At 36.4% G+C, this 14,261-nt stretch carries 15 protein-coding genes; 14 read left to right on the forward strand and 1 reads right to left on the reverse strand.

What is annotated here, in order from left to right; translation table 11 throughout:
• Positions 1–138: 138 nt before the first annotated feature.
• Positions 139–621 (forward strand): DUF456 domain-containing protein, encoded by a 483-nt coding sequence (locus M3189_RS14075; RefSeq protein ID WP_251634690.1) that lies wholly within the window; start codon positions 139–141, stop codon positions 619–621.
• 39 nt (positions 622–660) lie between these two features.
• On the opposite strand, the gene M3189_RS14080 is transcribed toward M3189_RS14075, so the two are convergent.
• Complete coding sequence (locus M3189_RS14080) at positions 661–1,356, reverse strand: Crp/Fnr family transcriptional regulator (protein WP_251634691.1); 696 nt, start codon at positions 1,354–1,356, stop codon at positions 661–663.
• A 303-nt stretch (positions 1,357–1,659) separates the two neighbouring features.
• Here M3189_RS14080 and M3189_RS14085 point away from each other — a divergent pair, with 303 nt between their 5' ends.
• The 13 genes from M3189_RS14085 (at position 1,660) to M3189_RS14145 (ending at position 14,212) form a co-directional block, all read left to right on the forward strand.
• Positions 1,660–2,268 (forward strand): superoxide dismutase, encoded by a 609-nt coding sequence (locus M3189_RS14085; protein WP_251634692.1) that lies wholly within the window; start codon positions 1,660–1,662, stop codon positions 2,266–2,268.
• 108 nt (positions 2,269–2,376) lie between these two features.
• A complete protein-coding gene (locus M3189_RS14090; RefSeq protein ID WP_251634693.1) occupies positions 2,377–3,594 on the forward strand; it encodes an MFS transporter in 1,218 nt (405 codons plus the stop codon).
• Between the two features lie 209 nt (positions 3,595–3,803).
• Complete coding sequence (locus tag M3189_RS14095; protein ID WP_251634790.1) at positions 3,804–5,906, forward strand: peptidoglycan D,D-transpeptidase FtsI family protein; 2,103 nt, start codon at positions 3,804–3,806, stop codon at positions 5,904–5,906.
• 230 nt (positions 5,907–6,136) lie between these two features.
• Positions 6,137–7,099, forward strand: a complete 963-nt coding sequence (locus M3189_RS14100; RefSeq protein ID WP_251634694.1) for a PstS family phosphate ABC transporter substrate-binding protein — start codon at positions 6,137–6,139, stop codon at positions 7,097–7,099.
• A gap of 62 nt (positions 7,100–7,161) precedes the next feature.
• Positions 7,162–8,127, forward strand: coding sequence for a phosphate ABC transporter permease subunit PstC (gene pstC / locus M3189_RS14105; protein ID WP_251634791.1), 966 nt, complete (start codon positions 7,162–7,164; stop codon positions 8,125–8,127).
• On the forward strand, positions 8,127–9,005 hold the full coding sequence (gene pstA, locus M3189_RS14110) for a phosphate ABC transporter permease PstA (RefSeq protein ID WP_251634695.1): 879 nt from the start codon (positions 8,127–8,129) through the stop codon (positions 9,003–9,005). The genes pstC and pstA overlap by 1 nt, the downstream gene beginning before the upstream one ends.
• 26 nt (positions 9,006–9,031) lie before the next feature.
• On the forward strand, positions 9,032–9,832 hold the full coding sequence (pstB, locus tag M3189_RS14115) for a phosphate ABC transporter ATP-binding protein PstB (RefSeq protein ID WP_251634696.1): 801 nt from the start codon (positions 9,032–9,034) through the stop codon (positions 9,830–9,832).
• A gap of 12 nt (positions 9,833–9,844) precedes the next feature.
• Positions 9,845–10,504 carry a phosphate signaling complex protein PhoU gene (gene phoU, locus M3189_RS14120; RefSeq protein ID WP_251634697.1) on the forward strand — a complete coding sequence of 220 codons (660 nt, stop codon included), beginning with the start codon at positions 9,845–9,847 and terminating at the stop codon, positions 10,502–10,504.
• Positions 10,505–10,715: 211 nt separating this feature from the next.
• Entirely contained in the window at positions 10,716–11,396 is a 681-nt protein-coding gene (locus tag M3189_RS14125; RefSeq protein ID WP_251634698.1) for a DUF4912 domain-containing protein, read from the forward strand.
• Positions 11,397–11,590: 194 nt separating this feature from the next.
• The gene (gene rpmG / locus M3189_RS14130; protein ID WP_015594975.1) at positions 11,591–11,740 is read left to right on the forward strand and encodes a 50S ribosomal protein L33; all 150 of its coding nucleotides are present in this window, start codon (positions 11,591–11,593) and stop codon (positions 11,738–11,740) included.
• Positions 11,741–11,798: 58 nt separating this feature from the next.
• Positions 11,799–12,365, forward strand: coding sequence for a 5-formyltetrahydrofolate cyclo-ligase (locus M3189_RS14135; RefSeq protein ID WP_251634699.1), 567 nt, complete (start codon positions 11,799–11,801; stop codon positions 12,363–12,365).
• Positions 12,362–13,147, forward strand: coding sequence for a DUF92 domain-containing protein (locus M3189_RS14140; protein ID WP_251634700.1), 786 nt, complete (start codon positions 12,362–12,364; stop codon positions 13,145–13,147). Before M3189_RS14135 ends, M3189_RS14140 begins: the two co-directional genes overlap by 4 nt.
• 114 nt (positions 13,148–13,261) lie before the next feature.
• Positions 13,262–14,212, forward strand: coding sequence for an L-lactate dehydrogenase (locus M3189_RS14145; protein ID WP_251634792.1), 951 nt, complete (start codon positions 13,262–13,264; stop codon positions 14,210–14,212).
• The last annotated feature ends 49 nt before the right edge of the window (positions 14,213–14,261 follow it).

The following is a 14,261-nucleotide window of genomic DNA, read 5'->3' on the forward strand; positions in this document are numbered from 1 at the left end:
TTACCACCCTAAATAAAGATTCGCCCTTCTATTGTAGCTTTAGGAGCTAATATTAACAAGAATGATGAATTGTGAAACCAATTAGGGAATGAATCCGTATATTTCTTAAAAATAAAACTATAAAGGGAATGAAAAAGTATGGAAATCGTCTATTGGTCAATTATAGTCATCCTATTTATCATTGGGTTTGCTGGACTCATTTATCCCATCATCCCTAGTGTGTTGTTCTTATTAGCTGGATATCTATTATATGGTGTCTTTTTCTCCTTTGAACCTTTTGGCTGGTTCTTCTGGTTAATTCAAAGCTTTTTCATTATTCTATTATTTATTGCAGATTATATAGCCAATATGATTGGAATTCAGAAATATGGGGGTTCGAAGGCTGGAGTATGGGGAAGTACAATTGGGTTAATAGTGGGTCCCTTTGTCATCCCGTTCTTAGGAATACTAATTGGTCCATTTATTGGTGCAGTTGCTGCTGAGCTTTTAGTAAATAAAACAAACTTCAAGGACAGCTTAAAAATCGGTTTTGGGTCTGTTGTCGGGTTTATCAGCAGCGTCATTACCAAAACAATCATTCAAATCCTCATGCTTGTATATTTCTTCTTAGTAGTACTCTAATCAAAAGTCTCCTGCTCATGATTGAGAGCAGGAGATTTTTTAATTTACACCACAAATTTCATATGGACAATTTTGACAGTCTACTTCTTGTTTTAAATATCGAAGATCTTTTATTGTGAACTTTTGCTGATCATAGGATATCACATCTTTTTCCCGTAATTCTTTTAACGCACGTTGAATCACTTCTCTTGTTCCAAAGGTTAGGTTGGCAAGCTCCTGGTGGGTTAAAGGCATATCAATGAGAATTCCATCCTCGTTCTTTACCCCGTAGGTATTGCAAAGACGGATAAGGATGGAGTATAACCCCCCCTTTTTCCCATTCATGATCAAGTCCTGGCATTTCATTTGAGCTTTTAAGTAGCTTGTGCTCAACCATGCCACAAAAGCATTCATCGCATCAGGGTCGTTTATGATAAATTCTTCAAATTGGTCTTTTTTTATCGCAAGTATTTCACAATCAGAAACGGCTTTTGCATAAAACTGATATCGTGGATTTTCTTTAAATATTTGATATTCCACTATTAATTCTCTGCTATTTACTATCTTTAATGTAAAGTCTTTCCCGCGCATGTGAACTCTCCCTAGTGCAACGGACCCACTAAGTAATAGATATACATATTCAACAGCCTCTTTCTCCTGAAAGAGCACACTTTCCGCCCTTACCTTTTGAATTTGATCTGCTTTTCGAAAGAATTGATCCAATAAACTATATATAGAAAAACTGCTTTTAAGCATATTTCTCACTCCTTTATCCCTACAATTTGATTAAATCATGTATTTACAACCTATCACTGGTTGAAACATGACAATTTATCGAAAACTTTGTAATCTCAATGTTTTCTTTCATGAAAATTAAATGTATAAAATGAACCCGGAAAGGAAATTGTATATTTGTTAGGTATAAAGCATTTTATTTGTAACAAAAGACTATCTCTGATAATCTTAAGCTATAAAGCTTTAGGAATATTCTAATATCAGTTTGATTTTAGACACAACTAGGGCTAGAAAAAAACTTTTTATACATAGGAGGAAATAATAATGGCATTTGAATTACCACAATTACCTTATGCGTATGACGCACTTGAGCCTCACATCGACAAAGAAACAATGAATATCCATCACACTAAACATCACAACACGTATGTGACAAATTTAAATAATGCACTACAAGGTAATGAGGAATTATTATCTAAATCAGTTGAAGAAGTAGTAGCAAACCTTGACGCTGTTCCTGAAGCAGTTCGTACAGCAGTACGTAATAATGGCGGAGGACATGCTAACCATGCACTTTTCTGGCAAATCCTTTCTCCAAATGGAGGCGGCGCACCAGCTGGTGAACTAGCTGACGCTATCAATAATAAATTTGGCAGCTTAGAAAGCTTTAAAGAGGAATTTGCGAAAGCGGCTACAACTCGTTTTGGCTCTGGCTGGGCTTGGTTATCTGTAAACAATGGTGAACTAGAAGTGTCTAGTACTCCTAACCAAGACTCTCCTCTAATGGAAGGTAAGACACCTATCCTTGGCCTTGACGTTTGGGAGCATGCTTATTACTTAAACTACCAAAATCGTCGTCCTGATTACATCTCTTCTTTCTGGAACGTTGTAAACTGGGATGAAGTTTCTAAGCGTTTCAACGCTGCGAAATAATAACAAGATAGTAAAGAAGACAGTTGATTTTTCAGCTGTCTTTTGTTTTTTTCGTATAAAGAAAGCATGCTTGTTAAAGACTAACCCTTATCACAAAGGGGAGTTTTTATGGCGAAAAAATTTAAGTTGTTAGGTGACGTACAATTAACGAAAGATTTAACTTTACTGCTATTAATCGGTGGTACGTATTCTTTAAGTGTTGCACTATCAAATACTTTTGTGAATATATATTTATGGAAACAAACAGGAGAATACTCTGACCTTGCACTTTATAACCTTTCGATTGTCATTTTACAGCCTTTAACATTTATCCTAGCAGGCAGATGGGCAAAGAAAATTGACCGTGTTAAAGTGTTAAGAGTGGGAGTTAGTTTTTTAGCGCTTTTCTACTTAATGGTATTAATAACTGGCAAAAATGCTTCAACGTATCTATTACTGTTAGGAAGTCTCCTTGGAATTGGCTATGGGTTTTATTGGCTTGCTTACAATGTTTTAACCTTTGAAATAACCGAGCCTGAAACGAGAGATTTTTTTAATGGCTTTTTAGGGATCTTATCTTCAACGGGTGGGATGATTGGACCGATTGCTGCAGGATTTATTATTACACGATTCGAAAAATTTACAGGGTATACAATTGTATTTGGAATTTCCTTAGCCCTATTTGCACTTGCGGTTTTCTTGAGCTTTTCATTAAAGCCTCGACCTGCTAATGGTAAGTATTGTTTTAGACGGATTCTGGAGGAAAGAAAGAAAAATGAAAATTGGCGACTGATTACCAATGCGAATTTTTTTCAAGGACTTAGAGAAGGCACGTTTTTATTTATTATCTCCGTATTCGTCTATATTTCCACAGGAAGTGAGCTGGCTCTAGGAACGTTTGGACTTATTAATTCCGGAATTTCCTTCATAGCCTATTACGCTGCATCCCGGTTAATTAAGAAAAACAAGCGGAAAAAGGCCATTCTTATTGGCGGTATCATCCTTTACTTAGCTGTTTTGTTAATTGTCTGGGATATTAATTATGTAAAACTATTAATTTATGCAGCCATGATTGCGGTTGCTTATCCTCTCTTGCTTGTGCCTTATATGTCAACTACATATGATATAATTGGAAGTGCATGGAAAGCTGCAGAAATGAGAATAGAGTATATTGTGGTACGGGAGATTTTTATTAATTTAGGGAGATTTGTTTCGATTTTGTCTTTCCTAGCAGCAGTAACTTGGTTTGATCCCGCAAAAAGCATTCCAATCCTCCTTTTATTTATTGGGGCAGGACATTCATTGATTTATTTGTTTGTCAGAAAAGTCCAACTACCCACAGTCTAATGCGATGAGTAATCCATATTACTCATCGTATTTTTTTATTTTTAGGGGTTTTGTAGTTGTTTGTTGAAGGTTGTCAATTGGTAAGAGTTTTTCGTAGTAAATGGGGTGATTTTCAGCTAAAATAAGGCTTATAATGTCGAGATGACAAGGAAGTGGAGAAGTTGAATCTTAAAAAGAAGAAGAAGCCGCATGTTACTTTTCGTTTGAACATGCTTTTCTTTGTTGTATTTATGCTGTTTTCTGTTCTTATTCTACGTTTAGGTTTAGTACAAATCGTTTATGGTGAGGATTTTAAACGTGAAATTGAGCGGACAGAAGATATAACCGTTAATAATCCAGTGCCTCGGGGAAAAATGTTTGACCGTAACGGAAAAATTATTGTGGATAATACCCCGTTAAACGCCATTACGTACACGAAATTTCAGGATTCAAGCCAAGAGGAAATGCTTGAAACTGCTGAACGTTTGGCACAGCTGATTGATAAAGATACATCTAAAGTTCGGGATCGTGATAAAAAGGATTTCTGGTTATTAAAGAATTCAGAGAAGGCAAAAGAAAAAATTACTGAAAAAGAATGGGACTTATACGACCAAGACGAATTAGATGATAAAGAATTATATAACCTTCAGCTAAAAAGAATAACGGAAGATGACCTAAAAAGTTTATCTCAACAAGATTTAGAAACTCTGGCCATATTCAGGGAATTTAATAGTGGTTATGCCCTAACCCAACAAATCGTAAAAAACGAAAATGTCACACCTGAAGAATTTGCGGTGGTCAGTGAGAATTTAGAAGAGCTGCCTGGTGTGGATACTACAACGGATTGGGAACGAAACTATGCATTTGGGAGTACATTAAAGACTGTACTCGGAAATGTAACGTCTTCCGATGAAGGATTACCAAAGGATAAACTAGAGGAATATCTTGCTCGGGATTATAATCGAAATGATCGGGTCGGTAAAAGTTATATTGAGCTGCAATATGAAGATGTCTTACATGGACAAAAGGGTAAAGTTAAAAATGTCACGGATAAAGGTGGCAAGATTCTGTCTACAGAAGTGGTTTCAGAAGGGCAGCGTGGAAAAGACCTTGTTCTGACGATTGATATGAATCTTCAACTAGAAATAGAAAAAATAATTGAAGAGGAACTTTGGAATGCAAAACAAAATTCTAAATCGGCACTATTAGACCGAGCCTTTGTTGTTCTTATGAATCCACATACTGGGGAAATATTAACAATGGCCGGAAAGCAAATTGCTAAAAATGATGAGACTAACAAACAAGAAATGCGTGACTTTGCTCTCGGGAATATTACGACCTCTTATGCGGTTGGGTCTGTTGTTAAAGGAGCAACCATATTAACTGGTTATAATACAGGGGCAATTCGCCCAGGTTCTACTCAGTATGATTCACCATTATTAATAAAAAATACACCGCCTAAATCTTCTTGGAAGAATTTTGGATCTATTAATGACCTTAGAGCACTACAAGTATCGTCAAACGTATATATGTGGAAGACAGTAATTGAGATGGCAGGCGGGACCTACGCACCTAATAAGCCGCTGCCATTAGATTTAACTGCTTTTGACACGATGCGTCAATCTTTCAGTCAGTTTGGTCTAGGTACAAAAACAGGAATTGACCTTCCAAACGAGAGTACTGGATATGTTGGACCTTTAAAGCAGCCTGGTTTACTACTTGACTTAGCCATTGGCCAGTATGATACCTATACGGTTATGCAATTAGCACAATACGTTTCAACTATTGCGAACGGCGGGTATCGTGTTCAGCCTCATATTGTAAAGGAAATTCGTGAACCTGTGCTTGAGAATAACCAACTAGGTCCAATTGTTCAAGAAATAGAACCTACTATCCTGAATCGCATTGATGGTAAGGATGAATGGATTGATCGGGTACAGGAAGGATTTAGAATGGTTATGCAAGTAGGGGATGGTACCGGTGTTAGCACCTTTAAGGGTGTGGAGTACAATCCTGCAGGTAAAACAGGAACTGCCCAAGCTTTCTATGATGGTCCTCAGCGAAAGAACTTTGGGAAAATACCTCCTGAAGTAATGAATCTCAGTCTTATAAGCTATGCACCGTTTGATAATCCAGAGGTAGCTATGGCCGTTTTAGTTCCATGGGCATACCAGGGGAACAGCGGTCCAGCTACAGCTAATATCATTGGTAAAAGAGTATTGGATACCTATTTTAATCTAAAGAAGCAGACTCCTGCGACGGAAAACCAAGACGTAGCAGAGAATGCTGAAGATATGAATGAAACAACAGATACCCAACAAAACAACCAATAGTTTTTTCGCAACCTGTCTCAATAACCTGAGGCAGTTTTTTTTTATATTTTTTTAATAATTGAACATGTTAATAATAGTACTTTTTTATTTGTGATTTACAAAAGTCATACACGCATTTACAAAACCTTTACAATTCATTAAAACAAGCTTTACAGAAGGGGTATATTATTAATCTTGTAAGGAAAACGAACACGATAAAAACAAACCAATTTCGTAGGGGGAATTAAGTAATGAAAAGCTTTAAGAAATTAGCACTAACAGCAATGATGACTGGTGTGCTAGCAATCACTGCAGCTTGTGGTGCACAAGGTACTGAAGGCAACAAAGAACAAGCTGGCGAAGAAACAAAGCAACTTCAAGGTGAAATTAAAATAGACGGTTCATCTACAGTTTTCCCAATTATGGAAGCAGTTGTTGAAGAATATGGTATGACACAACCGGGTGTTAAAGTTTCAGTTGGTTCATCAGGAACTGGAGGCGGTTTTAAAGCTTTCATCGCAGGTGAGACTGAATTAAGTAATGCTTCTCGTCCTATTAAAGATGAAGAAGCAGCAGGTCTTAAAGAAAAAGGAATCGATTTTACAGAAGTTAAATTAGCATTTGACGGACTTTCAGTAGTAGTAAATAAAGACAATGATTGGGTAGAAAGTTTAACAATCGATGATTTAAAGAAGATTTGGATCGAAGATGGTACAACAAAAAAATGGTCGGATATCAATCCAGATTGGCCAGCTGAAGAAATCAAATTATACTCACCAGGTGCAGATTCAGGAACATTTGATTACTTCGATGAAGTAATTCTTGACGAACAACCGATTGTTCAAAAAGCAACTCTTTCTGAAGATGACAATATTCTAGTACAAGGTGTTAAGGGTGATAAGAATGCAATTGGCTACTTCGGTTATGCTTACTATGCTGAAAACAAAGATTCTTTAAAAGTTGTTAAAATTGATGGCGGAAATGGCCCTGTTGAGCCGAATAATAAAACAATTGAATCTGGCGAGTATGCTCCATTATCACGTCCATTATTCACTTATGTGAAAAACTCTGCTATTAAAGATCAAGAAGAAGTATATGATTTCGTAAAGTTCCTTTTAGAAAATGCTGCAACCTTATCTGAAGATGTTGGATATGTAAAATTACCAGAAGCAGACTATACAAAGCAACTAGATACATTAGAAACTCTTAAGTAAGATTTAGAATAATTTTATAGGTGAGAAGCATGGTAAAATGTGCTTCTCATCTTGTCATTGGAATGAAAGGGGTTTTCAAATTGGCCACTCAAAACACCAATTCCTTCTCGGTTCAAAAAATGATTCAAGAGAAGAAGAAAAAGAAAAGTGCTGGTGGAATTACAGAAAAAATTATGCCATATATCTTATTCCTCACGGCGGCTGTCTCTGTTTTGACAACGATTGGCATTGTTCTTACACTTATTTTTGAGACATTTTTATTTTTTGATGCTGTATCGATTAAAGAATTTTTTACAGCTAAAGTATGGTATCCTTTTTCCGAAACCAATGGATCATTCGGTATTCTACCGTTAGTAATGGGAACGCTAAAGGTAACTGTAATAGCTGCTATTGTTGCTGTTCCTATCGGATTGGCTTCAGCCATTTATTTGAGTGAGTATGCAACAGATTCTGCTCGCAGAATTATTAAACCGATATTGGAAGTTTTAGCCGGAATTCCAACAATTGTTTATGGATTTTTTGCGCTAACCTTTGTTACTCCTATATTACGTGATATAATTCCATCCCTTGAAATTTTTAATGCTTTAAGCCCCGGTATTGTCATTGGAATTATGATAACACCGATGATTGCTTCTCTTTCAGAAGATGCGATGACTTCAGTTCCAAATTCAATGCGAGAAGGTGCACTAGCACTAGGAGCGACTAAATTTGAAGTAGCTATTAAAGTCGTCTTGCCAGCAGCTATTTCAGGAATAGTTGCCTCTATTGTATTAGGTATCTCACGAGCCATCGGGGAAACAATGATTGTTGCAGTAGCTGGGGGATCTACACCTAATCTTGAATGGGATATAACGGGCTCCATTCAAACGATGACAGCATATATTGTTCAAGTCAGCCAAGGGGATGTAGGATATGGTACGACAATCTACTATAGTATTTATGCTGTTGGGATGACCCTATTTGTATTTACATTAGTGATGAATTTATTAGCTCAATACATCACTCGCCGTTTTAGGGAGGAATATTAATGAATCTAATTAATCATGAAACCGTCGTAAAGCGGATGAAATCAAGATTATCAAAAAATTCTATTTCAAAATGGATATTTTTTGCTTTAACTATGTTTGTTTTATTAATACTAGGAATATTATTATTTCGCATATTCTCTCAAGGATTTGGCTATTTAGATTTGCAATTTTTACAAAGTCTGCCTTCAAGAAAACCTGAAAATGCAGGTGTTTATGCTGCGTTAATTGGAACTATTTGGCTTATGGCGGTTGTTGCACCTGTTTCATTACTTCTAGGTGTGGGTACTGCCATTTATCTTGAAGAATATGCAAAAGACAATGTGATAACAAATTTTATTAAAGTTAATATATCCAATTTAGCTGGTGTCCCGTCTATTGTTTTCGGATTACTTGGATTAACAGTATTTGTACGTGCATTAGCATTTGGGACAAGTGTTTTGGCCGCAGGACTGACCATGAGTCTACTTGTTTTGCCAGTCATTATTGTAGCTGCACAAGAAGCTATACGTGCGGTGCCCAATCAATTAAGAGAGGCTTCATTTGGGTTAGGCGCAACTAAATGGCAGACTATCGTCCGTATTGTTCTTCCTGCTGCAATTCCAGGGATACTTACGGGCGGAATTTTGGCTCTTTCTCGTGCCATCGGAGAAACTGCACCGCTTGTAGTCCTTGGAATGCCTTTATTTCTTGCCTTTTTACCAAAAACACTTTTAGATAGCATTACAGTTTTACCTTTACAAATTTACAATTGGACAGGTCGTCCTCAAGTTGAGTTTCACGCATTAGCTGCCGCAGGTATTATCGTTTTACTTGTGATGTTAATAATTATGAATTCTATTGCTGTTTTAATTCGCAATAAATTCCAAAAAAGATATTAAGGCTATGATTAGGGAGGCAAACTATTATGGAAACATCTACTGCCGCTGCAAAAGTTGTAAATCCACAAGAAAAAAAAATTGTTTATAAAACAAGCGACTTAGATTTATGGTATGGCGATAATCAAGCGCTAAAGAAAATAAACCTGGATATTATGGAAAATGAAGTGACGGCTATTATCGGACCTTCAGGTTGTGGAAAATCAACGTATATTAAAACATTAAATCGTATGATAGAACTAGTACCAGGTGTTAGAACTTCAGGTGAAATTCTCTATCGAGGGAAAAATATCCTCGATAAATCTTACCAAGTAGAAGAATTGAGAACAAAGGTTGGAATGGTATTCCAAAAGCCAAATCCATTTCCAAAATCAATTTATGAAAATGTGGCTTATGGACCAAAAATACATGGTATTCGCGATAAAAAAATCTTAGATCAAATTGTTGAAAAAAGCTTACGTGGGGCTGCGATTTGGGATGAGGTAAAGGACCGTCTCAATCAAAATGCTTACGGGTTATCTGGGGGTCAGCAACAGCGTCTCTGTATCGCCCGCTGTCTTGCGATAGAGCCAGATGTCATTTTAATGGATGAGCCGACTTCTGCACTTGACCCAATTTCAACATTAAAAGTAGAAGAACTTGTACAAGAATTGAAAAAGGAATTCAGTATTATTATCGTTACTCATAACATGCAGCAGGCTGCACGTATATCGAAGAAAACTGCTTTCTTTTTGAATGGTGAAGTGGTAGAATTTTCAGAAACTAATAAAATTTTCTCTACTCCAGCAGATAAGAGAACTGAGGACTATATTACAGGAAGATTTGGATGATGAGGTGAAGAGATGAGTACAAGATCAAAATTTGATAGTAAATTAACGGATTTAAAAGAGAAACTTTTAGAAATGGAACGTTTAGCGGAGACGGCCGTTCGTGAGTCACTAAGCGCCCTTATTAATCACGATATTGAAAAAGCTAATTCGGTCATTGATGGTGATGATAAAATAGACGCCTTGGAACATGAAATTCATGATAGAGCATTGCTTTTGATTGCGAGAGAATCGCCTGTCGCCAAAGATTTAAGAACACTTAATGTCGCTCTGAAGGTTTCATCTGAAGTAGAACGAATGGCTGATATGGCGGTTAATATTGCAAAAGCTACCTTGCATATCGGTAATGAAAAGCATTTTAAAGAAATCTTGGATATTCCGAAAATGATGGATAAGGCCCTCGAAATGGTATCCATGTCCGTGAAGGCTTATATAGACGAAGATGTTATGTTGGCACAAAAATGTGCTGAAAAAGATGACGATGTGGATAAAATGTTCGGTAAACTAGTTCATGAACTAATCAGCATGGTACCTGACAATCCGAATGCTACAAACCAGATCATTCAACTTTCTTTTGTTTGCCGATTTATCGAAAGAATTGCAGATCATTCTACAAATATTGCTGAGAATGTCATTTACCTGGTAACAGGTAAAACGTTCAACCTAAATGAGTAAAAAATTAATAAATCACCCAAAAGATGAGTCCTATCAAATGGCTCATCTTTTTTTTGTGCTGAGAAGATTGTCTTATTATGTACGAGCAAAATACGACAAAATACGTTCATTGTACAGGTTGTTTCCTGATGTTACCATTAATAGTATCTATGAAAGAATATTTCGATTTCTTTTGCATATAGTAGTTGTTTGCGGAAATGGAGGAAGAACAATGATTGAAGAAATTATTAAACTAAGAGAGGATGGTTTATCGTTCCGAAAAATCGCCTCACACTTGAATACCACTATTGGAAGAGTTCAATATCGATGGAATAAATATATCCATTCTCAGAAACATCAAGTAGAAGTTATTTTGGATGAGGAGAAGATGCAAAAGGAAGACAGTGAGGTAAATCAGACAACAGTCGATTATACTCCAGTTAAGGGGGAGCTGCAGGTTAAACTGGTTAACCCTAGAAAGATAATTCTTTATTGGGAGACATCTAAAATTCCTAGCAAGGTCATAACTTTATTTTTTGATAGACCTTTTGAAGAACTAGTTCATATCGTGAGGATTTATGATGTAAGTGATATAATTTTTAATGGGAAGAATGCTCATCATTACTATGATATTACAGTTCCTTATAACAAGGGTTATTGGTTTATTAAGGGATTGACAGCGAATCGGAGTTACATAGCTGAATTAGGAGTAAAATTAAAAGAAAATGAGTTTTTTCCAATTCTCCGCTCAAACTCAGTTCAAACTCCTGCGATAGGGAATATAAACAGCAGTGAAATTTATACTGACTTAGTGAACATTCAACAGATTGATAATTTTTCACCAAGATGGATTGATTATGTAAGTACTTACAGCTACTATGGAGAATCAAAAAAATACGGTGTAGAAAAATGAATGACTTTTTATATACTGAATTGACTCAAAAGAATTCCTACGAATCGCAAATAAAAATTTTATTGTCTAACGAAAGCGCCTGTTCAAGGCGCTTTCGCTTTTATTTAAAATCGCACTAGCATTTCCTTTTGAAAAATGATATTATAGAAAAGTCGTATGAACGAACTAGCTTAATCGTTTGGAGGGAAATTAACATGCGTGTAAATATTACGTTAGCTTGCACTGAGTGTGGAGATCGTAACTATATTTCAACAAAAAATAAACGTAACAACCCTGATCGTCTTGAGCTTAAGAAATATTGCCCAAGAGAAAAGCGTACAACAGCACATCGTGAAACAAAATAAGCAGTAGGGCTTCCTGCTGCTTTTTTTGTTGTATAAAAATAAGGAGAATGCGACGCTCATGAATGAAAAAAATAGTAGACGAAAAGAAATGAAAGAATTACTGTCTGGACTTTCTAAACCTAACTATGAAGACTATTCCTATAAAATTGCAAGGAATTTATATAATCATGAAGACTGGAAACAAGCGAAGGTAATCGGAGTTACTATCTCGAAGCAGCCAGAGGTTGATACTTATCAAATTATTCGAAAGGCTTGGGAATCTGGAAAAGAGGTTGTCGCTCCAAAGTGCCATCCGAAAGAGAAGATTTTAACCTTTCACAAAATAACACAATTTTCACAGCTTGAATCTGTTTTTTATGGGTTACTTGAACCAATAATAGAAAAGACGATTGAAGTGATGCCTAAAGACATTGACCTTTTGATTGTGCCTGGGTTAGCTTTTACAAGAGAAGGGTTCCGTCTGGGCTTTGGCGGGGGATACTATGATCGCTATTTACCACAGTATAGTGGTAAAACTATCTCACTTGCTTTTGATTTCCAAGTTATTCCGCAATTTACTATTGAAGAGCATGATATTCCTGTCTCAATCATTATCACAAATGATGAGGTAATTACGATAAGATGATTCAAACACTAATTATTATTACAATTATTATTTTAGGCGGTATTGCAGGTTTTTTACAACGGTCATTAAGTAGTAATGGAGCAATTGCGGCAGTATTTGTTGGAACAGCTGTGTATTTCGGGTTTGGTGTAAAAGGGCTTATTCTGCTCGGAATATTCTTTGTAACATCCAGCACATGGTCTAAATATAAAAGTTCAGTAAAGAAGGAAATGGAAGAGAAATTAGCAAAGGGAGCTACTAGAGATTGGCGCCAAGTAATGGCAAATGGCGGCTCTGCAGCATTGCTAAGTATTATTTATTATTTTCAACAGGACATCGTCTGGCTGATTGGTTTTATTGTTTGCCTCGCTAGTTCGAATTCAGATACGTGGGCATCCGAAATCGGCACCTTAAGCAAAAAGAAACCTATATACATACGTACATTTAAACCAATAGAAAAAGGAACATCAGGTGCCATTAGTGTGTTAGGGACTACTGCTGCCTTATTAGGGTCCTTGTTAATTGCATTTGCAGGGGCTTGGTTTTTCCATTTGGAGATAGTCTACTTCTTTATCATTTTCATATTCGGCTTCCTAGGAAATATCATTGATACGTTAATGGGAGCCTATTATCAACAGGTTTATATTTGCCGTACATGTGGGATTGAAACGGAGAAAAAGGTTCATTGCCAAAGTGAAGCAAAAAGAATAAAAGGGTGGCATTTAGTGGATAATGATATGGTGAATTTTTTATCTGGTTTCATGGCTGCGATACTAGCTATGATATTCATTTATATAGTTTAACAAAATGGCTAATAACGTTATACTTAAAATTTCGCCTGGTTGAAAACTTGTGAAATATTGTACAATAAAAGTATAATCAATTATTAATATACACACTATGCCTGAGGAGGAAATATCATGGTAAAAGTGAATAGAGTTGTCCTTGTTGGAACAGGTTTTGTTGGCTCAAGCTATGCATTTGCATTATTAAATCAAGGAATTACAGAGGAACTTGTATTAGTTGATTTAAACGAAGCAAAAGCCGAAGGGGATGCGATGGATCTAAATCATGGGTTACCATTTGCACCTTCACGCACTAAAATTTGGTATGGTACCTATGCAGATTGTAATCAAGCAGACCTCGTTGTCATTACGGCCGGAGCTAACCAAAAACCAGGTGAAACACGCTTGGACCTTGTAGAGAAGAATACCAACATTTTTAAAGGGATAGTTGAACAAATAATGGCTAGTGGTTTTGATGGTATTTTCCTTGTTGCAACGAACCCAGTTGATATTTTAACATATGCTGTCTGGAAATTCTCTGGGCTTCCAAAGGAACGTGTAATTGGTTCTGGAACTATCTTAGATACAGCAAGGTTCCGCTTTTTATTAGGACAGTATTATGATGTAGATACACGTAACGTTCATGCTTATATCATCGGCGAGCATGGGGACACGGAACTTCCAGTATGGAGCCACGCAGACATTGCCGGAATGAAAATCTCCGAATGGACAAGTAAACATGAAACGAACCAAGAGGACCTAGATAATATATTTATCAATGTCAGGGATGCTGCTTATCATATTATTGAGCGAAAGGGAGCCACCTATTATGGCATTGCGATGGGGCTCGTTCGATTAACAAAAGCGATATTGCGTGATGAAAATTCAGTTTTAACTGTCTCGGCTTATTTAGATGGTGAATATGGACATAAAGACGTCTATATCGGTGTACCTGCAGTAGTAAACCGCAGTGGAATAAGAGAAGTTGTAGAGCTTGATCTGAATAAGAAAGAAAAAGAAAAATTTACGAACTCAGTTAACGTACTAAAACAAACAATGGACCCTGTGTTAAGTAAATACTAATTGAAAGTGGATAAAATCAGCCTCCTATTCACATAATATCGGTAGGAGG

The sequence above is a fragment of the Neobacillus niacini genome (assembly GCF_023715415.1).
Taxonomy (GTDB): domain Bacteria; phylum Bacillota; class Bacilli; order Bacillales; family Cytobacillaceae; genus Neobacillus; species Neobacillus niacini_C.